Origin of the sequence: Paenibacillus sp. MDMC362, assembly GCF_003269305.1 — a bacterium.
Lineage (GTDB): Bacteria > Bacillota > Bacilli > Paenibacillales > Paenibacillaceae > Paenibacillus_AQ.
The window spans coordinates 1-20,773 of sequence record NZ_QLYT01000020.1 but is presented as its reverse complement, the minus strand read 5'-3'; the positions used below and the strand labels follow the sequence as shown (position 1 = coordinate 20,773).

At 52.5% G+C, this 20,773-nt stretch carries 17 protein-coding genes; 5 read left to right on the top strand and 12 right to left on the bottom strand.

Annotated features, from left to right (window positions below; genetic code table 11):
- Window positions 1-84: 84 nt before the first annotated feature.
- From DP091_RS10555 to DP091_RS10545, 3 genes are all read right to left on the bottom strand, one after another.
- Window positions 85-1,119, bottom strand: a complete 1,035-nt coding sequence (locus DP091_RS10555; protein ID WP_113058287.1) for a dienelactone hydrolase family protein — start codon at window positions 1,117-1,119, stop codon at window positions 85-87.
- An 88-nt stretch (window positions 1,120-1,207) separates the two neighbouring features.
- Window positions 1,208-2,104 carry an anti-sigma factor gene (locus DP091_RS10550; protein ID WP_113058286.1) on the bottom strand — a complete coding sequence of 299 codons (897 nt, stop codon included), beginning with the start codon at window positions 2,102-2,104 and terminating at the stop codon, window positions 1,208-1,210.
- Entirely contained in the window at window positions 2,079-2,684 is a 606-nt protein-coding gene (locus DP091_RS10545) for a sigma-70 family RNA polymerase sigma factor (RefSeq protein ID WP_113058285.1), read from the bottom strand. Before DP091_RS10545 ends, DP091_RS10550 begins: the two co-directional genes overlap by 26 nt.
- A gap of 229 nt (window positions 2,685-2,913) precedes the next feature.
- Between DP091_RS10545 and DP091_RS10540 the strand changes: the two genes are divergently transcribed.
- From DP091_RS10540 to DP091_RS10530, 3 genes are read left to right on the top strand one after another with little or no spacing between them, the layout of a single operon-like run.
- Window positions 2,914-4,077 (top strand): COG1470 family protein, encoded by a 1,164-nt coding sequence (locus DP091_RS10540; RefSeq protein ID WP_113058284.1) that lies wholly within the window; start codon window positions 2,914-2,916, stop codon window positions 4,075-4,077.
- 5 nt (window positions 4,078-4,082) lie between these two features.
- On the top strand, window positions 4,083-5,105 hold the full coding sequence (locus DP091_RS10535; RefSeq protein WP_113058283.1) for an ABC transporter ATP-binding protein: 1,023 nt from the start codon (window positions 4,083-4,085) through the stop codon (window positions 5,103-5,105).
- Window positions 5,071-6,174, top strand: a complete 1,104-nt coding sequence (locus DP091_RS10530) for an ABC transporter permease (protein WP_113058282.1) — start codon at window positions 5,071-5,073, stop codon at window positions 6,172-6,174. Before DP091_RS10535 ends, DP091_RS10530 begins: the two co-directional genes overlap by 35 nt.
- An 84-nt stretch (window positions 6,175-6,258) precedes the next feature.
- Here the strand turns inward: DP091_RS10530 and DP091_RS10525 are convergent, their stop codons facing one another.
- The 8 genes from DP091_RS10525 to DP091_RS10490 form a co-directional block, all read right to left on the bottom strand.
- A complete protein-coding gene (locus DP091_RS10525) occupies window positions 6,259-7,068 on the bottom strand; it encodes an alpha/beta hydrolase (RefSeq protein WP_113058343.1) in 810 nt (269 codons plus the stop codon).
- 66 nt (window positions 7,069-7,134) lie between these two features.
- Entirely contained in the window at window positions 7,135-7,452 is a 318-nt protein-coding gene (locus DP091_RS10520) for a cupin domain-containing protein (RefSeq protein ID WP_113058281.1), read from the bottom strand.
- A gap of 176 nt (window positions 7,453-7,628) precedes the next feature.
- On the bottom strand, window positions 7,629-8,747 hold the full coding sequence (locus DP091_RS10515) for a hypothetical protein (RefSeq protein ID WP_113058280.1): 1,119 nt from the start codon (window positions 8,745-8,747) through the stop codon (window positions 7,629-7,631).
- A 15-nt stretch (window positions 8,748-8,762) separates the two neighbouring features.
- Window positions 8,763-10,205, bottom strand: coding sequence for a family 43 glycosylhydrolase (locus DP091_RS10510; RefSeq protein ID WP_113058342.1), 1,443 nt, complete (start codon window positions 10,203-10,205; stop codon window positions 8,763-8,765).
- 19 nt (window positions 10,206-10,224) lie between these two features.
- Window positions 10,225-11,103: a carbohydrate ABC transporter permease gene (locus tag DP091_RS10505; protein WP_071222846.1), complete on the bottom strand. Its 879-nt coding sequence runs from the start codon at window positions 11,101-11,103 to the stop codon at window positions 10,225-10,227.
- A gap of 20 nt (window positions 11,104-11,123) precedes the next feature.
- Window positions 11,124-12,017, bottom strand: a complete 894-nt coding sequence (locus DP091_RS10500) for an ABC transporter permease (RefSeq protein ID WP_258394480.1) — start codon at window positions 12,015-12,017, stop codon at window positions 11,124-11,126.
- A gap of 150 nt (window positions 12,018-12,167) precedes the next feature.
- The gene (locus tag DP091_RS10495) at window positions 12,168-13,703 is read right to left on the bottom strand and encodes an extracellular solute-binding protein (RefSeq protein ID WP_113058278.1); all 1,536 of its coding nucleotides are present in this window, start codon (window positions 13,701-13,703) and stop codon (window positions 12,168-12,170) included.
- 208 nt (window positions 13,704-13,911) lie between these two features.
- Complete coding sequence (locus DP091_RS10490; RefSeq protein ID WP_113058277.1) at window positions 13,912-15,450, bottom strand: extracellular solute-binding protein; 1,539 nt, start codon at window positions 15,448-15,450, stop codon at window positions 13,912-13,914.
- Window positions 15,451-15,648: 198 nt separating this feature from the next.
- Between DP091_RS10490 and DP091_RS10485 the strand changes: the two genes are divergently transcribed.
- Window positions 15,649-17,961, top strand: a complete 2,313-nt coding sequence (locus DP091_RS10485; RefSeq protein ID WP_181469775.1) for a helix-turn-helix domain-containing protein — start codon at window positions 15,649-15,651, stop codon at window positions 17,959-17,961.
- A 149-nt stretch (window positions 17,962-18,110) separates the two neighbouring features.
- On the top strand, window positions 18,111-19,685 hold the full coding sequence (locus DP091_RS10480) for an FAD-dependent oxidoreductase (RefSeq protein ID WP_113058276.1): 1,575 nt from the start codon (window positions 18,111-18,113) through the stop codon (window positions 19,683-19,685).
- 102 nt (window positions 19,686-19,787) lie between these two features.
- On the opposite strand, the gene DP091_RS10475 is transcribed toward DP091_RS10480, so the two are convergent.
- Complete coding sequence (locus DP091_RS10475) at window positions 19,788-20,489, bottom strand: 4'-phosphopantetheinyl transferase family protein (protein WP_113058275.1); 702 nt, start codon at window positions 20,487-20,489, stop codon at window positions 19,788-19,790.
- Window positions 20,490-20,773 lie beyond the last annotated feature (284 nt).

Genomic DNA, 20,773 nt, shown 5'->3' with positions numbered 1-20,773 from the left:
TGCACCCCATAATATTTTGCGGTCCATACGCGCGATGCCTGTCACACGTAATATTAATTAGCAGGGGCTAGGGATAGACAGCCTTCACAAGTCCGGGTTGCTTAATCGTGCAAACAACCAGTCGTACGAATACCGGCCGCTAATTTCGTGTGCTCCGGGGAACAGATCGGTTCGCAGCCTCTCCTCCGCACCGGTGCGCCGATATATTTCTCTGAGCTCATGAGCTGCTGCTTCAAAGCCGGTAGCCGGAAATATCCGATCATGGGTTCCAGACTCCAGAAACAAGGGCCTGGGACAGATCAGTCCCAACCATTCCGGCAGCTCGGCATGGTTCAGAATGCCGGGGATGTAATTGCATATACAGTGCTGCATCGCCATAATGCTGTCCTTGAAAGTATTAGGGTATCCGGCAAGCACGGCAGCCCGTATTCGTTCATCCAGCACCGCGCTCAAAAACGAGATTAGCCCGCCTCCCGAAAAACCCATGATGCCGATTTGTTCAGCCTGAACCTCAGGACGCTCGGCCATGTACTCCAATGCCTTTAGCGTCTCAGCTACGCGGAGACCGGCGAGTGTCTTGCCATGCATCATGAGCCCGGTGGACAGTCGGTGGCAGGAGTTCGGGGCATCCGGATTCCGCGCGAGATCCGCATCAAGGCGCCGCTCTCCGAAACCGGCAACATCCGGAGCGATCACCACCATGCCTCGTCGTACCAACTGGACGGCAAAATGCCGATGTATACCAGATGTATCGGGATCGCTTGATCCGTCCTCCCTCAGCCCGACAATCTCCCTGCTTCCATAGCCATGCCCATGAACGGCGACGGCTGCTGGCATCGGCTTCATCTGATTCCCTTCCGGAATTAATACATATGCCGCAAAGGACACGCCAGGTATGGCCGATAGCTCTACCCTCTCCCGAATATATCCATCACACCGCTCCTGTTCAAGCAGTACAGGTCTGTGCCCTTCATTGGCTTCGAATTCCCCGATCAATTGTCGAAGCGTCTGCTTCAAATGCCCTTTGCGCTCTTCAGCACTCATGGAAATCTGCCTGTCTTTCGTCCGTCCCATTGCTTCGTTATACATGGACTCCAGCAAAGCATCCGCGCGCCACATCCCGTATTCACCGCCTCCATTTACTTCCTGTTTTTGGACAAGATGTTCCCCTGGATCAGATCATGCATTTCACCTGTATACCTGGGCATCAAGGCCCCATATTCACCAGGACGGCTTCGGGCCCTGTCGGAGTCCGACTTCCCCCTTTGGGTTCCATGCTGACGACAATCCGTTTCGCTTTCTCTGCTCCGTAACCGTAATAGTAGCTCTTTCCCTGCGGGCCCTGAACAAGCATAAAACCCGCGCTCGACAGCCGATCCTCATCCTGAAGCCACACCTGATAGTCTTTCTCCTCCAAGGAATGCAGGCCATTGACAACGATCAGCATTTCTCCCGAGCCGCGTTTTAACCATACTGAGCCGCTGCCGTAGAAAGGTTCCATCGGCTGTATGACATACCGCTCGGTATCCTCGCTTTGCATATCGGCAATGCGCTGACTTACCGCATGTTCGAAGGCCGCATGAGTCTGCCCCTCGTTTCCCTTCATGATGAATAAACCCGCAATCAACAGAATGAGCAGCGCTCCCGACAACGCCTGCAGGACAACGTGCTTTTTGATTCGAAGTCGGCCCTGGATTGACCGTATATAAGCCGCCCGCATGAGCCTGCTGCGCACCCGGCTTTGAGGCATAGGTTCATCAAAGAATTTATTCTTATTCGTTGACTCACCAAAGGCCATTCCCGCACCTGCCGGCTGTGTCGATCTGACGAACGGATCCCCATGAGCACAGTCTCGATCCAGCTGTGACTCATGTTCATCGACAGGATAAGAAGGCATGACGAGCTCTACAGTATCCATTAGCTTCGCCCATTCCGCCGCTGTCCCGGAACAAATCTCACATTCCTTAAGATGTCCCTCAATATTCATGCTCTCCGCGTACGGCAATCGCTTCATAACGTAATCAACAAGCTTTTCCTCGGGGTATAACGAGCAGCCAACGTTGTCTTGAGCGAGGAACTCATGGTCTTGCTTTGAATGTTTCATGCTGCGAGCTCCCTCCTTCCTTCCCGTTCATCGCATCCAGCCGCCGCCTGACATTGTGGATGCCGTACCGGATTAAAGATTTGACGGTTCCGACAGGCCGGTTTAACAATTCGGCCATTTCCCGGTGGGACCGCTGCTCGACATAACTCCCGTAAACCGCCATCCTCTGGAGGGGCGGAATCCCCTGAAGCGCCTCCTTTACCTGCTCCAGCTCCACCCGGCGCAAGGCGGCCAGCTCTACCGATTCCTGACCTTCGCCCCATGCCGTTTCCGGCAGAGCCTCTTCCATCCATTCGGCTTCAGCCATACGCTGCCGTTTGCGCAGCCGATCCATCGCCCTGCACCGTGTTCTCACGGCCAGCCAAGCCTCAACGCTGCCGCGTGCGGGATCATACTGACCCGCCTTATGCAGCACTTCCATGAAGATATCCTGGCATAGTTCCTCCGCCTCGGCCGGATCCTTGGTCATCTGCAAAGCCAGCCGGTAAACCAGGCGGGCATGGGTATCATAGAAGCGCCGGAACGCTGTGGCCGAACCTTCTGCAATCTCCTCCAGCCACATCGCAGAATGATCGTTCATCCCCGAACTCCCCCTAACCTGTTCTCCTCTCACACATCATGATGGCCTGCCTGCGCACGGCCATTTTCGATCAATATTTTAGCAAACGCTCCTTGTCTTTTGAATAAACCGGGGCACTTTTCAGCTTCCTTTAATGAATTTTTTAGGTAATTTTAATCTTTCCGATAAATCCAAACCCGGTGCTTCCAACGTACTCATTATGAATCCATAAATTAGGAGGGGTAGTGTCATGAAATTGCTTAAAAAGAGAGCCAAGCAGCTGAACCTGCTGCTCTTGTTCATCCTGGGTACTTACTTGTTAAGTGGAGGAAATACCGCGTTCGCCGCCGGGGAAATCACCTTGTACACACCTTACACCTCGATTTCCGTTCCACCGGGGGAAGTCATCAATTATCCCCTTGAAGTCAAAAACAATACGAGCGGCGTCATTACGGTCCCGCTCCAAATCAACAGCCTGCCGAGCGGCTGGAGCACCAAGCTTAACGGCGGAGGCTGGCAGCTGAAAGAAGTGTCCGTGAAGCCGGGCGAATCGGAATCGGTGTCCTTGGAGGTTACCGTACCGCTCAAAGTAGATAAAGGCTCCTACCGGTTTCAAGTAACGGCGGGATCCATCGCCAGTCTGCCTTTAACCGTGGATATCACGGAAAAAGGAACCTATCAAACCGAGCTCACAACCGATCAAGCCAATCTGGAGGGGCATGCCGATTCCACGTTTACCTACACGGTGAATCTGCAAAACCGAACCGCCAATAAACAAAACTATGCCCTCCAGGCCGATGCCCAGGCGGGTTGGAACGTTACATTCACCTCAGGCGGCAAGCAGGTATCCTCCGTTGAAATCGAAGCGGGCGCAAGCCAATCTATCACCGTCGATATCAAACCGCCTGCCGAAGTGACGGAGGGCTCCTTCTCCATTCCGATCCGTGCCTCCAATTCATCGACATCCTCCGAGCTTGCGCTGGAAGCCGTCATTACGGGATCTTATGGGCTGGAGCTTACAACTCCAAACGGTTTGCTCAGTACAAACGTCAATGCAGGCGGCAGCAAAACCATTGAGCTGCTGGTCAAGAATACGGGGACCGCACCTCTCTCGGATATTAATCTTAGCTCCGATACGCCGGTGGACTGGGAAGTAAGTTTCAATCCGAAAACGATCGAAAATCTGCCTGCAGGCAAGTCCACAACGGTTGAGGCCAAACTGACGTCAAGCGACAAAGCCATTGCGGGTGATTATGTCACCAGCCTGAAGGCTGCCGCAGCTGAAGCAAGCTCCGACGCCCAATTCCGCGTAGCCGTCAAAGGCTCCATGCTGTGGGGCTGGATCGGCGTGCTTGTCATTGTTGCTATTCTGGGAGGCATCTATGTTCTCATTCGTAAATACGGAAGGAGATAACCTTGATGGATACGGTCATTGACATTCGCGAATTGACGAAGAGCTACAACGAAACGAAGGCGGTAGACCGTTTATCCCTCCAAATTAAACGCGGCGAGATCTTCGGTCTGCTCGGCCCGAACGGTGCGGGCAAGTCAACCACGATCCTGATGCTGCTCGGACTCAGCGAGCCGGATTCAGGAACCATTAACGTGCTCGGCCTGAATCCGACAAGAGAACCGATCCCGGTCAAGCGGCGGGTCGGATACCTGCCCGATGACGTCGGCTTTTACGAAGACCGAACCGGGTTGGAGAACCTGATGCTAACGGCCCGGCTGAATCGAATCCCCGACTCCCAAGCCCGGGAAAGGGCACTGGAGCTGTTGGAGCAGGTCGGGCTGACGCAGGCAGCCCATAAGAAGACGGGAGCCTATTCCCGCGGGATGCGACAGCGGCTCGGACTCGCGGACGTCTTGATGAAATCCCCGGAAATTATCATTCTGGACGAACCGACTTTGGGCATCGATCCAACAGGAATGGAGGAGCTGCTGCGTTTGATACGGAAGCTAAGCCGTGAGCAGGGCCTTACCGTACTGCTATCGTCCCACCAGCTGCACCAGGTTCAGCAGATCTGCGACCGCGTCGGCCTGTTCGTGCGGGGACGGCTTCTCGCCGAAGGGGATGTCGAGGGGCTGTCCCGGACCCTGTTCGCCGATGATCCGATTATGATCACGGTGGAGCTGGATGAGCTGCGGCCCGAATTGCGGGATGAGATCAGCGCTATCGAAGGGGTTCACCTGATCGAGGTTCCGTCTGTCGAAAGCGATCCGGCTGAGCATGCGGACACCCGGATCAGAGACCTTCCAGCTAAGGTTCTGATCCGGGCCGATAAGGATTGCAGCCCTGAAATTGCCCGAGCGGTTGTGAATGCAGGTGTCCAGCTGTTCTCGCTGAACCGTCAGCAATATGGTTTGGACGAAATCTACCACCGTTATTTTGCAGGAGGTGATGAGCATGGCAGAGCGAAGAGCGCCGAGCGTACAGGATAAGCTGGCTGACATTGGCCGCCGGCTGCAGTCCTACTCCGAAAACATCAAAAAAACATTTTCCAAGCGTACCAGCACACCCGGTCAATCAGCGACAGTAGAATCCGCCAAACCGACCACGCCTTCAGCTTTCGGCGTGCTGGTCCGCAAAGAGATCGCGGACCATATCCGGAGCTGGCGCTTCATTTTACTGCTGGGCATTATTGCCTTAACCTGCGTGGCTTCGCTTTACACGGCTATGAACAGCATCCGGGAAGCTCTCGGCTCGGAGAACGGAGTCGATGATTTTGTCATCCTGAAGCTGTTCACCCTCTCGGACGGAACCCTTCCGACCTTCATCGGGTTTGTCGGTTTCTTAGGTCCATTGCTCGGAATCGGCATGGGCTTTGATGCCATCAACAGTGAACGGAACAAAGGGACGCTCAGCCGAATCATGGCCCAGCCGATTCACCGCGATGACCTGCTCAATGCCAAGTTCGCCGCTTCCCTGATCGTGATCAGCATCATGTTTATCACGCTCGGGCTGCTGACCATGGCGCTGGGCACCCTGATTATCGGCATACCGCCAACCTTCGAGGAATTTTTGAGAACCATCAGCTTTTTGGTCGTGACCATTTTTTACGTCGGCTTCTGGCTGAATCTGTCCATTATGTTCTCCGTAAGATTCCGCCAGCCGGCGACTTCCGCCCTGTCAAGCATTGCGGTCTGGCTGTTCTTCAGCTTCTTTTTTGATATGATCCTGCAATTGCTGGCACGGGGATTGGCTCCGGACTCTGCCTCAGCCACGGCCCATGATGTCATGAGCTATCAGAATCTGATGCTCTGGCTTGGCCGACTGTCGCCATACACCCTGTTTAATGAGGCAACGAGCACTCTGCTGATGCCGTCCATCCGCAATCTCGGACCGCTCACGCAGGAGCAGGTGTACGGCGCCATCGCTAGTCCGCTGCCGTTTGGTCAAAGCCTGCTGCTCGTCTGGCCGCAAATTACCGGACTGACCGCAGCCACGCTGATCTGCTTCGCCATCTCTTACGTCCTGTTCCTCCGACAGGAGATTAGGGGCCGGTCCTGATCTTTAGCTTATGCGAACAAGCTCATCTGAATTTTTCAGATGAGCTTGTTTTTTGCATGAGTTCTCAAGTTAGGCCGCTTAGTCCTACCTTCCCTGCACGACCGCTTGCGACAGAAATCCGATCTTCTGCAGCCAGCCCGCGCACAGGCCCGTCCATTGCGACACACTGGCATCTTCTTCCGCAAGACCAAGACCATGCCGGCCCTCCGGAAAAACATGAAGCTCAAACGGGATGCGCTGCTCGCTTAGCGCTTTGGCATACATGAGGCTGTTCTCAACGGGAACCGCGCCGTCGTCAGCGGTATGCCATAGAAAGGAAGGAGGGGTCTCCGGTTTCACCGCAAGCTCAAGCGACAACGCATTTCTCAACTCTTCCGGCGGGTTCTCTCCCAACAGCCTGGACATGGAGCCCTCATGATAATAATCCTTAAAAGAAATGACCGGGTAACACAGGATGGAAGCGTTCGGGCGGGAGCTCTGCCGGTCCACAGCATCCACGGCCTCCGGGTTTCCTTCGTCGAAATGAGTGCTGGCGCTCGCTGCGAGATGTCCGCCTGCCGAGAACCCAAGGATTCCGATGAGATCCGGATCGATGTTCCACTCCTTGGCGTTATGCCTTACAAGCCGGACTGCACGCTGGGCATCGCCCAGCGGATAGGGATGGCGATAAGGGGCCACACGGTAATGAACGACAAAGGCAGATAGCCCGATTGAATTCAGCCACATGGCAATCGGATCACCCTCATGATCCGCGCGCCGCTCGTACCCGCCCCCCGGAAGCACAAGCACGGCTCCGTGAGGGGTTTCATTTTGTAATAGATAAGGTGTCATGTAGGGTGTGAACTTCTCTTCCACCGATTCTTGTCCTGGAATATCCTGTTCCCAAAGTTTCATCATATCCATTCCTTTCTGTCTTCATATCCAGTCGTCTATTCATTCATTTCTATCAGCTTTAGGCACTCAGAGACCAAGCAAATCCAGTCTCAGCGGTGTAAACGTATCCAAAAGAGCGGAAGGTTCCAGAGCTTTTACCCCGTGCTCCGCCCCGCCGGGAATGACGATGGTATCACCCTGCCGCACAAGGGTCGTCTCACCGTTGATATAAAATTCGATGGCACCTCTCAGGCAGTAGCTCATCTGCTCATGGGGATGACTATGCAATGCACCTTCCGCCCCTTCTTCAAAATGCACCTCCATCATCATCAGCCCCGTTCCGGGTTGAAACACCTTCCTTGTTACCCCGGGCTCCGCTTGTTCCCAAACGCCGATTTCCGCCATGATCCTCCTCCTCTGCTAATCCAAGTACCGAATTCCGTGTTCATCGATTCATTAAATAAAAAAAACCTTTATACTTCTTCGCCGAAGGGTCTATGTATTCCTATTATCCAAGTCATAAAAATTCAGAGGCTCATCTCGGCTGATTGATCCTATATATAGAAGTCTTGATTCGTATATCATCTACCCGTACCTGCTCGTAGAGATGAGAACACAGAATCCGCAATATCCAGCTTTCGTCCCTGCAGCCCCCCGAGCTCATGCAGCGAATAGCGGATAAAAATCGCCTGTGTTCCCGCATTCATGTCCCCTTCAACCTCACCCTTGCCCAGTGGAACCGCCTCCGGCATGTCAGGATAATACTCACCTTGCTTCACTTGAGCCACATTCGGTGCCGGCGGGGAATGATCGATTTCTCTGGAAAAACCGCCGTCCTCCCGCTTGAGCCGTGCCATATTCCACAAGGTGATTTCCGCGATCTCCAGGACGTCCTCTTCCGGGATGCGCAGCTTCATCGAGGTCAGGAGACTGATTGGGTTCCGGATATAACACATGTCAACGGCCTTCTCGTTCCGCAGAGCGTGCAGCAGGGACCGGTATATTTCCGGCGTCCGCGGCAGAGGAACCTGAAACCGGTTATAGAACGTCAACAGCTTGAAGGTTCCGGATATTCGCACATAAGGGGTGCCTTCACCCCACAACCCCGTCAAGGGGTCTTGTATACTCGCAAAATAAGATAAAGCTTCAAATAAGAACGGCTCCCGCTCCCCCGGCGTCATCTGATATAAATAGGGGGCTGAGTTACACAGCCGGTCGCAGCCGCGCCAGCTGTTCGCAAGACTGATGGAACGCAGCCACTCCGCATAAGCCTTAGGAGAACGGCAGTATGCCGGAGCCCTATTCCGATTGCCCGGCAGCGGATGCAACGGGGATGCGCCCAACGTTCGGAGTGCTCCTACGCTGTAGCCAAGTGCACGGCCCACCATCACATCGTCTTTTCTCATCTTGGGATCGGCATCATAGAAACACCCCGTCCCAGGGTCTTGCTTGGACTGGAAAAAACGCACAAGATCCGCCTTGATGCCATCGGTCAGCCTTTGCCGAAGTCCGCAGCGCTCGATAATGCCCAATGCTTGTGCCGTCGATTCGATGTCCGGCGTGAACGCATCGGAATCCCTGGAACTGCGGGCGTAATAAAAACCGCCGGAAGCACCGTCATATTGTCCTTCGAGCCATTCGAAGAAACCTTCAAACAGCCTATCGCCCCCCTCCAGAATGTTCTCTAATCCCTTTGTCATGGCCTATCCCTTCTTTCAGTTGCTGATGGCGTTATATGAAAAATCACGAAAAATCACCGTGCCTTTGCCGACGGCATCCAGTCCGATGCGGAGGCTCTGAAACCCGCCAAACGTGTTGTGATGGAATCCTGAAACATCCGCCACTTTGTCATACCGGATCCATTCCACCCCATCGAAGCTGTAATAGAATGAAACGATATGCGCATCGTTAACCAACCGCAAAAAAGCCCTGCGAGTATGGTTCTGCATCGTGCCGTAGCCCTTGAATGACCGGAAATGCCGCACTCCATGCTCGTTGACTCCCATACCAAGATATGCCGCATCGTTATAATAGAGGAGCAGGCGGCCTTCTGCCGGACCCTCCACGATGATCTCAACCTCTGCTGAATAACGCTTATGGCCCGCCATATAGAGCAGCGGAGAAGCTTTTGCCTCCTCGGAGGCGGCCTCGGCTACCAATTCATGATTCCCCGGACGGAACCGTGCAGAAGGCTCCACGCCTTCGCACTGCCAGTGCAAACCCAGCTCAGGACCGTCAAAGGAATCCCTGAATGAGGCTCCCTGATTCCCAGCATTGGTTTCTCCTTCATCATGCGGCCGATCATCGTACTGGTCAATAAGTCTCTCACGGCCTCCCGCAGCACGAAACCATCCATCGGAAGTCCATTCGATCGGTTCAAGCAAGGTCTGCCTGCCCAGTGAATGGAACCCATTGGCATAAGCATGGTAGACCATCCACCACTGGCCATCCGGAGTGTCGATCAACGAGGCGTGTCCTTTGGACCACCAGCGTTCATCCCTGGATTCCGTATGGATAATCGGGTTGTACGGAGAGTGTTCCCAGGGCCCCCATGGCGTTCTGGATCTTGACGATACGGCCATATGGCTTGTAGGCGGACCGGCCGTCCCTCCGACGGCTGCCGTCAGATAGTAATAACCATCGTGAACGGTAATTTTCGGCCCCTCCAGGCTGTACGCCTCTACGACCCAATCGTCCGGATACCGCCAGCCGTTATACACATGTCTGACTTCACCCGCGACCGCGAGTCCGTCTGCCGTAAGCTCTACAAAATCACCGCCTGACATATGCAAATAACGCTTCCGGTCCGGTCCTGCCGTATGCCCCGGATCAATTCCCTTGATCCCCAGATTGATCGGTTTGCTCCACGGTCCCGCCGGACTGGACGCGGTAACGACCCAGTTCGTCCGCCCAGCCGGATAATAGATATAATACATCCCGTTATGCGCTACGAAATCTGGCGCCCACACGTTCCCCTCGTAGTGGGGCAGCGCAGCCCCAACTCGGCTCCAATTGAGCAAATCGCGCGAATGCCAGATGACGAGCCCGGGCGTCAGCTTGTAGGAGGAATGCGTCATGTAATAATCCTCGCCGACCCGGATGATCGACGGGTCGGCATAATTGCCGGCAATGATCGGCGCATATCGTTTCTTTTCCAACACCAACCTTCGCTCCTCTCTATCCCTTGATGGAACCCAGCAGCGCACCCTTTGCAAAATGCTTTTGCAAGAACGGATACACACACAGAATCGGAAGCGTAGCAATGACGATGACCGCCATCTTCACCGTCTGCTCCGGCGGTCGGACAAATTCGTCCATGCCGGAGGTGTCCGCCGCCAAACCGCTCGCCAGGATGACGATCTGCCGCAGAATGACCTGCACCGGCCATTTGGCCGCATCATTCAGGTACAGAATCGCCGACATATACGTGTTCCAGTAAGTAACCGCATAAAAGAGCGATATGGTCGCAATGGCAGGCATCGACAGCGGAATCACGATTCGAAACAGGATGCCCCAATCGCCGGCCCCGTCGATCTTCGCCGATTCCTCCAGTCCCTCAGGCAGGTTCTGAAAGAAGTTTCGCATGATGATAAGATTGAAGGCATTGATCGCTGTCGGGACAATCAGCGCCGCATACGTATCGATCAGTCCCATCTCCTTCACCACGAGAAACGTGGGAATCATTCCGCCGCTGAACAGCATCGTGAATAATACCATGAACATGATGAAATTTCGGCCATCCAGATCCCTGCGCGACAGCCCGTAGGCCATCAAACACGTTAACAGCATGCTGAACAAGGTGCCTAAGAAGGTGACTCCAACGGAAACGCCAAGCGAACGAAATACCGTATTGGTTGAAAACACATATTTGTAAGCATCAAGGGACCAAACGGTCGGAAACAGGACAAACTGCTTCTGCGCCAGCTCCGTCACCGTTGTGAAGGATCCGGCGATGACGTGAAGGAAAGGCAGGATGGTAACCAGGCCAATGATCAACAGCAGCGTATAGTTCACGATATCGAAGATTCGGCTCGATATCGTTTTATCTTGTACCATAGCGGTCCACCTTTCTGTAGTTAATAGATGCCTTCTTCTCCGGCTTTTTTGGCCATCCAATTGGCCAGCATTACCAGAATGAGACCGATCAGCGATTTAAAGAACCCGACCGCCGTACTGAAGCTGAACTGACCTTGCTTAAGACCTGCGGTATAAACATACGTATCGAATATCTCCGCCACATCCCGGTTCATCGAGTTTAAGAGGAGATAGATATGTTCGAACCCAAGTTCCAGCACGTCGCCGATTTTCAAAATCAATAAAACGACGATCACGCTTCGAATCGAAGGAAGCGTAATATGCCACATTTGCCGAAAGCGGCTGGCCCCGTCAATCCGTGACGCTTCGTATAGACCGGGATCAATCGCCGCCATGGCAGCCAAATAGATGATTGTCCCCCAGCCTGCCTCCCGCCAGATAATCTGCAGGACATACATCGGCCGGAACCATTCGCTGCTCATCAGAAAATTGATTTTTTCGAATCCGGCCATAACCAGCAATTCATTAATGATGCCGCGATCCATCGATAACATGACAAACGAAATGGATACGATGATAACCCAAGACATGAAGTGGGGAATGTACACCAGCGTCTGGATAAATCGTTTAAACACTTCGCGCCGAACCTCGTTGAGCATTAAGGCAAGAATGATCGGCACCGGAAAATAGAATGCCAGGTTCAAGAAAAACAGCAGCAGCGTGTTGCCCAAAATCGTGAAAAACATCGGCTCGGTAAACAGCCGTTCAAAATGCTTGAGCCCCACCCAGGGGCTTCCCGTAACGCCGAGATAAGCCTGATAATCCTGGAAGGCTATGATCAATCCCGACATCGGGATATATTTAAAGATCAGGAAGTATAAAAATCCCGGAAGAATCATGAGGTAGATCGCCCGGTTTTTTATTATTCTTCTCATTCGACCGGTCTCCGGTATTTTACGGGCGCTCTTGCTCAACCCGGTCTTCACTGCGGTTTCGCTCATGATCTCAGACTTCCTTTCTGTCCCGAAGCCTGCCGGAGACTGCAGCATTGCAGTCTCCGGCCGTTCGGGATGCTGGCTTGTTCATTATTTGGAAGATTCGTAGGAAACGTTGAACTCATCGATGATTTGCTGACCGCCGCTCTTAAGCCAGTTATCCACCACAGCCTGGAATCCGGCCTCATCGATATCGCCAAGCATAAATCGATACGTGCCGTCTTTAATCATTTCCTGCAGCTGTACGCCCTTTTCGTTAAATGTCTTGGAATCCAGTGAAGCCGAAGGATCCTCTATGAGGTATTCATTATTCTCCATAATCATTTCCTCGGATTTCGCTTTGACCGGGAGCATATGCTTCGCCTCATAAAATCCTTCAATCGTTAACGGTCCGCCGACCTGCATGGCTTGATAAGGCTTCACTTCGCGATCAGTCAGCTTCGTGTCTTCCGAAGGGATGACCTTGCCTTCCTCCAGCTTGTGATGCTGTCCTTCAACCCCCCAATAGATGAGGTTGCCAAGTTCCGGGCTCATCAACTGATCCATGAAGGCAAGTACATCCTTTAGCTCTTCTTCCGATTTGATAGCTGTTTTCGGAAAGAGAATCACCGAGCCATAGCCGGGAACCGACCAGATTCCGAAGCCATTCGGGCCACCTTCGATTTTATTCTGAACATCGAGCTCCGCATCCGGATTCACTTCGACGACCTTGGGATGAAGGCTGGATACGTCCCCCATCGCTCCGATATAAACGCCCGACTTTCCGGTAATGAACAGATTTTGCTGATCGGTTTTGCTGGTAACCGGGAAATCCTGATTGATCAGGCCTTCCTGGTGAAGTTTCTTGAAGAATTTCATCGTCTCCATATATTCGGGGAACATAAATTCGGGAGCCAGCTTGCCGTCCTTCTCGCCCCAGTTATTCGGCGTGCCGAGCCACGAGCTTATCGTTTTGAATGCGCCATAAATCAGATCATTTCGATCCGTCAGCGGGATGGTGTCATCTTTGCCGTTGCCGTCAGGATCCTTCTCCTTGAACTGCTTCAGCATATTATAGAATTCGTCCACATTGGTCGGGGCGCCGAGCCCAAGCTTGTCGGCCCAATCCTTACGGTAAATGATGCCCTGGCGTGACAAAGGCACTTCACGGTAAAGCGCATAGATTTTGCCGTCCACCGCCGTGTTCTTTAACACTTCAGGTTTCAGCTTGCTGAGGTTCGGATACTGATCCAGCAATGGCCCGATTTCCCAGAATTGCCCGTTGCGGATCGCATCACGCATATTCACAAGCGAAGCGGCATTCTTCAGATACGTCACCTGCGGCAGCGTTCCGGTTGCGAAGGATGCATTGACCTTTTCATCATAAGTGCCGTCCGGCACCCACTGAATGTCGAGCTTGGTGCCCGTTTTCTCTTCCAGCAGCTTCTCAATCATGTCGGAGGGAACTTCAGGGGTATGGAGGTTGGCCATAATCGAGATGGATACCGGTTCGTTCTTGTTCTCGCCTTGGGCCGAACTTCCGTTTGAGCTGCCGGTTGCTGCAGGGGCGGAGTTGCCGCCACAGCCAGCCAACACGGATAAAGCGGTTACAATTGCCAGGATGGTACTGGCTTTCTTCTTCTTCATCTTCTGACCTCCGTTTTAAATTTGAATAGGGACTGACAAGAAACAGCTTAGTTGAGGGAAGCCCGGTACGTATATAATCCTGAGATTGGATATGGAGAGTTCGGTCACGCCCGACATTTAATGCTGTGGAATCAAATCTAATGATTATGTTGTCAATGAGATCGCTCACGCATTGCAAAACAAAAATACCGCCGGGGAAATTAATCCCCTAGCGGTATTTATCATGTAAATAGGGTCCGACCGTGCTTCGGTAGGAAGCATTATATTCCTCGATAATCTGCCTGCCCCCTTCTTCCAGCCAACGGTCGATCTCGGCCTCGAAACCCTGCTCATCGATCATTCCTAACATAAATTGATAGGTGGCATCCCGTATGCGTTCATTCAACCTGACGCCGATTTCGTTATACATTGGAGACTCCAGCGGTGCGGTGGGATCGTAAATGAGGAAACTCTCATTATCGTAAATCAGCCGCTCGGCTTTATCCTTAACCTGATTCGTGTTAACCGGCTGCAGCATGCCCGGTATGGTGCTGAATCCTCCGGCCATCAAAGCCTGATAGGGCTTTACATCCTTTTCCCTTAACTCAAAGGCATCCACCGCCATCGCTTTGCCATCCTGAACGGTATAATGGATCCCTTCGATTCCCCAATACATCAGGTTTGCAAGTTCAGGACTCATCAGCGCGTCATAGAAGGAGAGTACGCTCTTCAACTCCTCTTCCGTAGCAATCGCGGACTTCGGAAACAGAATCACCGTCCCGTACCCCTGCGAAGCCCATATCCCGTACCCTTCCGGCCCGAGAACCCGATTGTGAACGTCCAGCACTGCCTTGGGATCATTCGCCAGCAGCCTTGACTCCAGGGACAGGACATCTCCCATCGCGCCGATATAAACCCCGGCTTTTCCCGTTACGAACAGCTCCAGCTGGTCGGTCTTGCTGGTAATCGGGAAGTCTTCATTGATCAGTCCTTCGTTATGAAGCTTCTTGAAGAACTTCATCGTTTCCATATATTTCGGAAAGACGAATTCCGGCTGCAATGAATCGTTATACCATCCCCAATTGTTCGGTGTTCCATAATAGGAGCTGATCGTCTTGAAAGCCCCGTAGATTAAATCGTTGCGATCCGTCAAACCGATGGTGTCATCGATATCGTTATTGTCCGGATCGTTATATGTAAACCCTTTCAACATTTCATATAAATCATCAAGCGTTTCCGGTGCCGATAGCCCCAGCCGATCTGCCCAGTCCTTACGGTAAATGATGCCTGAACGGGCTAAGGCTCGCTCCTGGTACAGGCTGTACAATTTACCGTCGATGGCCGTATTCTTCAAAACCTCGGGCTTCAATCTCTGCAAATTCGGATAGTCCTTAAGATACGGGCCGATTTCCCAGAATAGCCCACTCCGAATCTCATCCCTGAAATAGGATAAGGATGCGGCATTCTTCAGATACAGCGCTTGCGGCAAAGTCCCTGTTGCAAGCGAAGCAAACACCTTCTCATCGTAACTCCCGTCGGGTACCCACTGAATGTTAAGCTGCACGCCCGTTTTTTCCTCGATCCATTTCTCGATCCGATCGGAGGGAACCTCGGTGGTGTGCAGGTTGGCCATAATTGAAATGCTGGTTTTGCGATCAGAAGACGTACTTCCGCCATCCGCTCCCGATGATCGTGCCATGCTGATGCACGCGGCCGACACCATCAGGATAGCAAGCGTAAGAATGACATAGTTTGACAGACGGGTCATCAATCCGTTCTACCTCCGTTCCCCCATGTTTCTTGCGGATCCCGTGTGCTTGGGATGATCCTAACATATGTACATCTTTTTTCATGACAAACCGTGATGATCAAATACAGTGATTATTCTTTTGGAAATGATTATTGAATGTAACCCGGGTTGCCCATACAATGATTATACACTTTGTTAAACAGGAAGGTGTACCTATTGCATCCAAAAAGTAGCTTTTATTCTAAAATGGTCCTGTACGGCTGTTTCATCAGCATCATTCCTCTCGTGGCCCTCGGCTTCTTCTCGTTCATGAAATCATCCACCTCCGTCCAAAATCACGTCAACAGCAGCAATATCCAGATTATGAATCAAACGAACAGCAATCTCGAACAGGTGCTGCGGACTGTGGATTATACACTGAATTACGTCATTAATTCCAATATTCTGCAAAGCGCGTTGTATCGGCCCCTGTCCTATTATGACTTCCAATTGTATAACAAACTGAGAGAAGAGATGAGTCTGCTGCAATCTCCGGAGACCAAGGTTACAGACGTCATCCTTGCGAACACGACAACCAACTGGCTGATCAATAACCGGGGCATGTACAAATTTAATGAATACGCTTCCAAGGATGCGCTGCTGACACTCATGGAGCTTCAAGGGAACTCCAATTGGGTGATGCTCGAGACGGAATCTCTCGGGTCCAGCGATACGCTCAGTTATGCCTGCCCCTACACGATTGCGCTGGTGAAGAAAATGCCGCTCTCCTCCTCCAGCGCCCGGGGTGTCGCACTCGCCACCATACCCAGCTGCAGTCTTGCGGCTATGATGGATACCCCTTCCGAAACCCGGGAGGTGATGGTTCTGGACCATAATTACCGGATCGTTGTACATCCCGAGCAAGGAAAGCTCGGGCAAAATTTGACCGATACCGGATATGCGGAGGCGGAGCTGGACCATTTTGACAATAAATCGGGACAGTTCGAGACAAAGATTGACAACAAGCCGGTGTCCGTTACGTTCGTCCGGTCCGATTTTAACGGCTGGCTGTATGCCTCCTTTACCGAGATGTCCGCCATTACCAAGGAGTCCCGCTCCATCGGCTGGTTTACGCTGTATATTTGCGTGCTGATGATCGGTTTCAGCATTCTGCTGGTATGGCTTGGAACGCGGAAGATGTACACGCCCATCCGGCACATTTTTGAAAATATCGTGGAGCGTCTGCCGGAAATCCAAGCCAACAAAAAGAGCGAGCTGCAAATCATCGACGAACATATCCGGGATATGTTCAATTCAAACACGAAGCTCCGCAGCGAGCTTCGGCAGACCAGCCAGCAGGTGCGCACCTTTTTCCTCCATAAACTGTTTCTGGGCAAGAGCAGTCCGCCCGAAGTCATGGAGCAGATCGAGCTGTTCGGCTTCAAGGAGCAAATATCCACTTGGGAGCACCTGGCGGTGTTTACCCTTCAGATCGATATGCTGGACGAAACCCGCTATGAGCGCAAGGATATCGACCTGCTGCTGTTTGCCATCAACAATATCATCGAGGAGATGATCCCCTCCTCCCATCGCCTCCCCTCTGTCATTATCGATCTCACGCAGGTTACGCTCATCGGACGAGGCGGCATCACGCTGGAAGAATTCAATGACTACATCTATACATTATCGGAGGAGATCCAGAAGACGACGCGCAGTGTTCTCGATCTGGAGGTCAGCATCGGCATCAGTCTGCCTTACGAGAACCTATCCAAAACGGCACGCGCATACCAGGAAGGGCTCGAAGCCCTTAAACACCGCATCAAGCTGGGAACCGGTGTCATTATCCCTTATTTCAGCCTGAACTCGGGCAAGCACACCCGGGTCTATTTCTACCCGATGCAGGTGGAGAACGAGCTGATTGATGCCATCAAGCTGGCTGATGAAGATCGGGCAGTGGAGCTTCTGAAGCAGTGGCTGCTCGAAGTGTTTCGGAAGGATCGGTCTCCGCATGATTATCAAATCTCGCTCATCCGGCTGTTAAATGATTTGATGATCGTAATGCAGGAGAACGGGATCATGCTCGAGCAGCTCGACATCCGGGACAGCTCTCTCGTGGAAGAGCTTCTTCGGCTCTACACCAATCACGATATCGAAAGCTGGTTTAAATCACGCATCATCCGGCCGATGGTCAGTGTTTTCCGGGATCGCCAGGACTCTCAATACCAGAATCTCTCCGAGCAGATGATCGAGATCATCCGCAATGAGTTTGATCGCAATATTACACTCGAGGAATGTGCTTCCCGCCTTCATTACAACAATTTTTATCTTAGCAGCGTGTTCAAAAAAGAAACCAATATGTCCTTCAGCGAATACCTGTCCCAGTACCGCTTCAAAATGTCCAAGAAATGGCTTGTCGAAACCGACATGCCCATTAAGGATATTGCGGAGAAGCTAAGTTACAACAATTCGCAGAACTTTATCCGCTCCTTCCGCAAGCTGGAGGGGATGACGCCCGGACAATATCGCAGCAAATACAAAACCGGACAATAAGCCTTAAAAAACGGCATCAGATTACCAAAAAAGGTCACCTGTGTCCCGTACTTTTCCTGCAGGAGAGAATCTACAATTAGAATAGTCACTTGTTTGTGGTGCTATCTTGTGGATCATGTATGAAACTATCCCAAAAGGAGAATCTGTCAATGATACGAGAAATGCAGGCCGATATCGTCATTCTCGGCGGCGGGACAGGGGGAACTGCCGCTGCGCTTGCCGCCGCTAAATCAGGAAAGACGGTCATCATGACCGAGGAGACCACTTGGATCGGGGGGCAGCTAACCAGCCAGGCGGTTCCGCCCGACGAGCATCCGTGGATTGAATCCTTTGGCTGCACGCGCAGCTACCGGCAGTTCCGTGAAGGCGTCCGCCAGTACTACCGCGATTTTTTCCCCATGACTCCCAAGGCAAGATCCAATGTGCAATTAAATCCCGGCAGCGGCATCGTGAGCCGGCTGTGCCATGAGCCGCGCACGGCCCTCGCCGTCCTGCATCAAATGCTGGCTCCGTACATTCACAGCGGTCGGCTTAAGATTCTCTACCAATATGCGGCAGAGTCTGCCGACGTTTCAGGGGATCGCGTGAACAGCGTAACCGTTCGTCACCTTGAGACGCAGGATCAAATTGCGCTTCACGCTCCGTTCTTCGTGGATGCCACCGAGCTCGGCGATTTGCTTCCGCTGGCGGGCATCGAATATGTTACCGGCGCCGAGTCCAAATCCCAAACAGGGGAACCGCATGCCGTTGACGGCGATCCGCTGCCGCAGGACATGCAGGGCTTTACGTATTGTTTTGCCGTGGATTATCTGGAGGGGGAGGACCACACGATCGAGAAGCCTGCCCTTTACGATTTTTGGCGGGAGTATAAACCCGAGTTCTGGCCGGATAAGCTGTTAAGCTTGACCGCCGTCAAGCCGTCCACGAATGAGCCGATCGGGTATGAGATCTTTCCGGGACACGGCAAGTTTCCGCTCTATCAATACCGGCAAATCCTGGACCCGAAACATTTCGCCGAAGGTACGTTCGAAAGCTCGGTATCGCTTGTGAACTGGCCGCAAAACGACTACTGGCTCGGCTCCATTATCGATGTGCCGAAGGAAGACGCTGCCCATCATATCTATCAAGCCAAACAGCTCAGTCTGTCCCTGCTGTATTGGCTGCAGACCGAGGTGCCGCGGCCGGACGGCGGGAAGGGTTATCCCGGGCTGCGCCTGCGTCCCGATGTGGTCGGAACGGAAGACGGGATGGCCATGTATCCTTACATCCGTGAGTCGAGAAGAATTCAGGCCGAGTTCACGGTCCTGGAGCAGCATGTGGCAACCGAATCACGGCCGGACGGCGCTTCGGAAACGTTCCCTGATTCCGTCGGCATCGGCTGTTACCGGATCGATCTGCATCCGAGTACGGGCGAACGCCCATACATTGATATCTCGTCCCTGCCGTTCCAAATCCCGCTGGGCAGCTTAATACCGAAACGGATGAAGAATGTGCTGGCTGCCAGCAAAAATATCGGGGTGACCCACATTACGAACGGCTGCTACCGGCTGCATCCCGTAGAATGGAACATCGGCGAGGCCGCCGGATATTGCGTCAGCTATTGCCTGGACCATGATATTCTGCCGACGGAAGTCCGGAACGACGAAGAAAGACTCGCCAGCTTCCAGCAAAAGCTCGTCAGTGAAGGCATCGAGCTGGCATGGCCGGCACTGCGTCCTGTCTGATCCACTACTATTATAGAAATGCCAAGAAACCAGCTCAAGGGCCTCGTCCTTGGGCTGGTTTTTCCCGGTTCCGTTCATAACTCATATCTCGTAACTCATAACTCATAACTCCTCAGCGGTTACGAATTGGACCTCCTCAGGGAAATGACGGCTAATGCCGCACACCGACAGCTTGTAACCTTCTTCCACCGCATACTGTCTAAAATAATAGGTCTCTCCGCCCTCGCCAACAACAGGTGCCCACTCGCTTCCTTGCAGCTCCAATGCAAAAGAATCCAACGGCAAATGCAGGCCTTTGCCAACGGCCTTGATATAACTTTCCTTTAACGTCCATAAATCGAAGAAGCGGGAAAGCCGGACGGAAGGATCACAGTCTAACAGCGCGTTAAACTCGGTTTTATGGAAATAACGCTTGGCGATATCCATATCGATGGCCTCCATTTTCTCCACGTCAATCCCAACCGGCTCATGGCTAACGGCGCAGACGATCCAATGCCCGGAATGGGAGACGTTAAAATGCAGGTTGTCATAATCCTTTAAGAACGGCTTGCCATAAGCGTTTCTTATGATTTCTATATTCATCGGATCAAGTCCCAGCTTATCCCGAAGGATTCGATGGACCATCGCATCACCAAGCACCGATCGCTGGTAATCGCTCGCTCTTCTGAATTTGGATACATAATCCTGCCTTTCCGGTGATAGCGTCTGGAACAAGGCTCGAAACGTCTCATCGCGAATTTGGTCCGAATTCCTGATTGTGTATACTTCGATATGGCTTGGTTGGTCATCATGAACAGTATTCATAACTCCGTCCTTTCAACAAAAAACATAGTCAAGTGTTCACTTCGATATGTACGTTCGAATCCCCTGCTTGCTTTCGGCTCCCTTTCCGCAATTCCATGTGTAAGCGGACGTACGGAGTGACACTGATGCACAAGAAAGTTCTAATGGTGAAAGTGGAATAGTTGGCGGAATAACAAAAAAAGAAAAAGACTGCCCTGTAGGCAGCCTCAGATTGTCGAGAAACCCTGCACTTTGAAAAAAGTGCAGGGTTTCTCCCTTTTAAGTGGTCACTTCAAGAGGGGAAA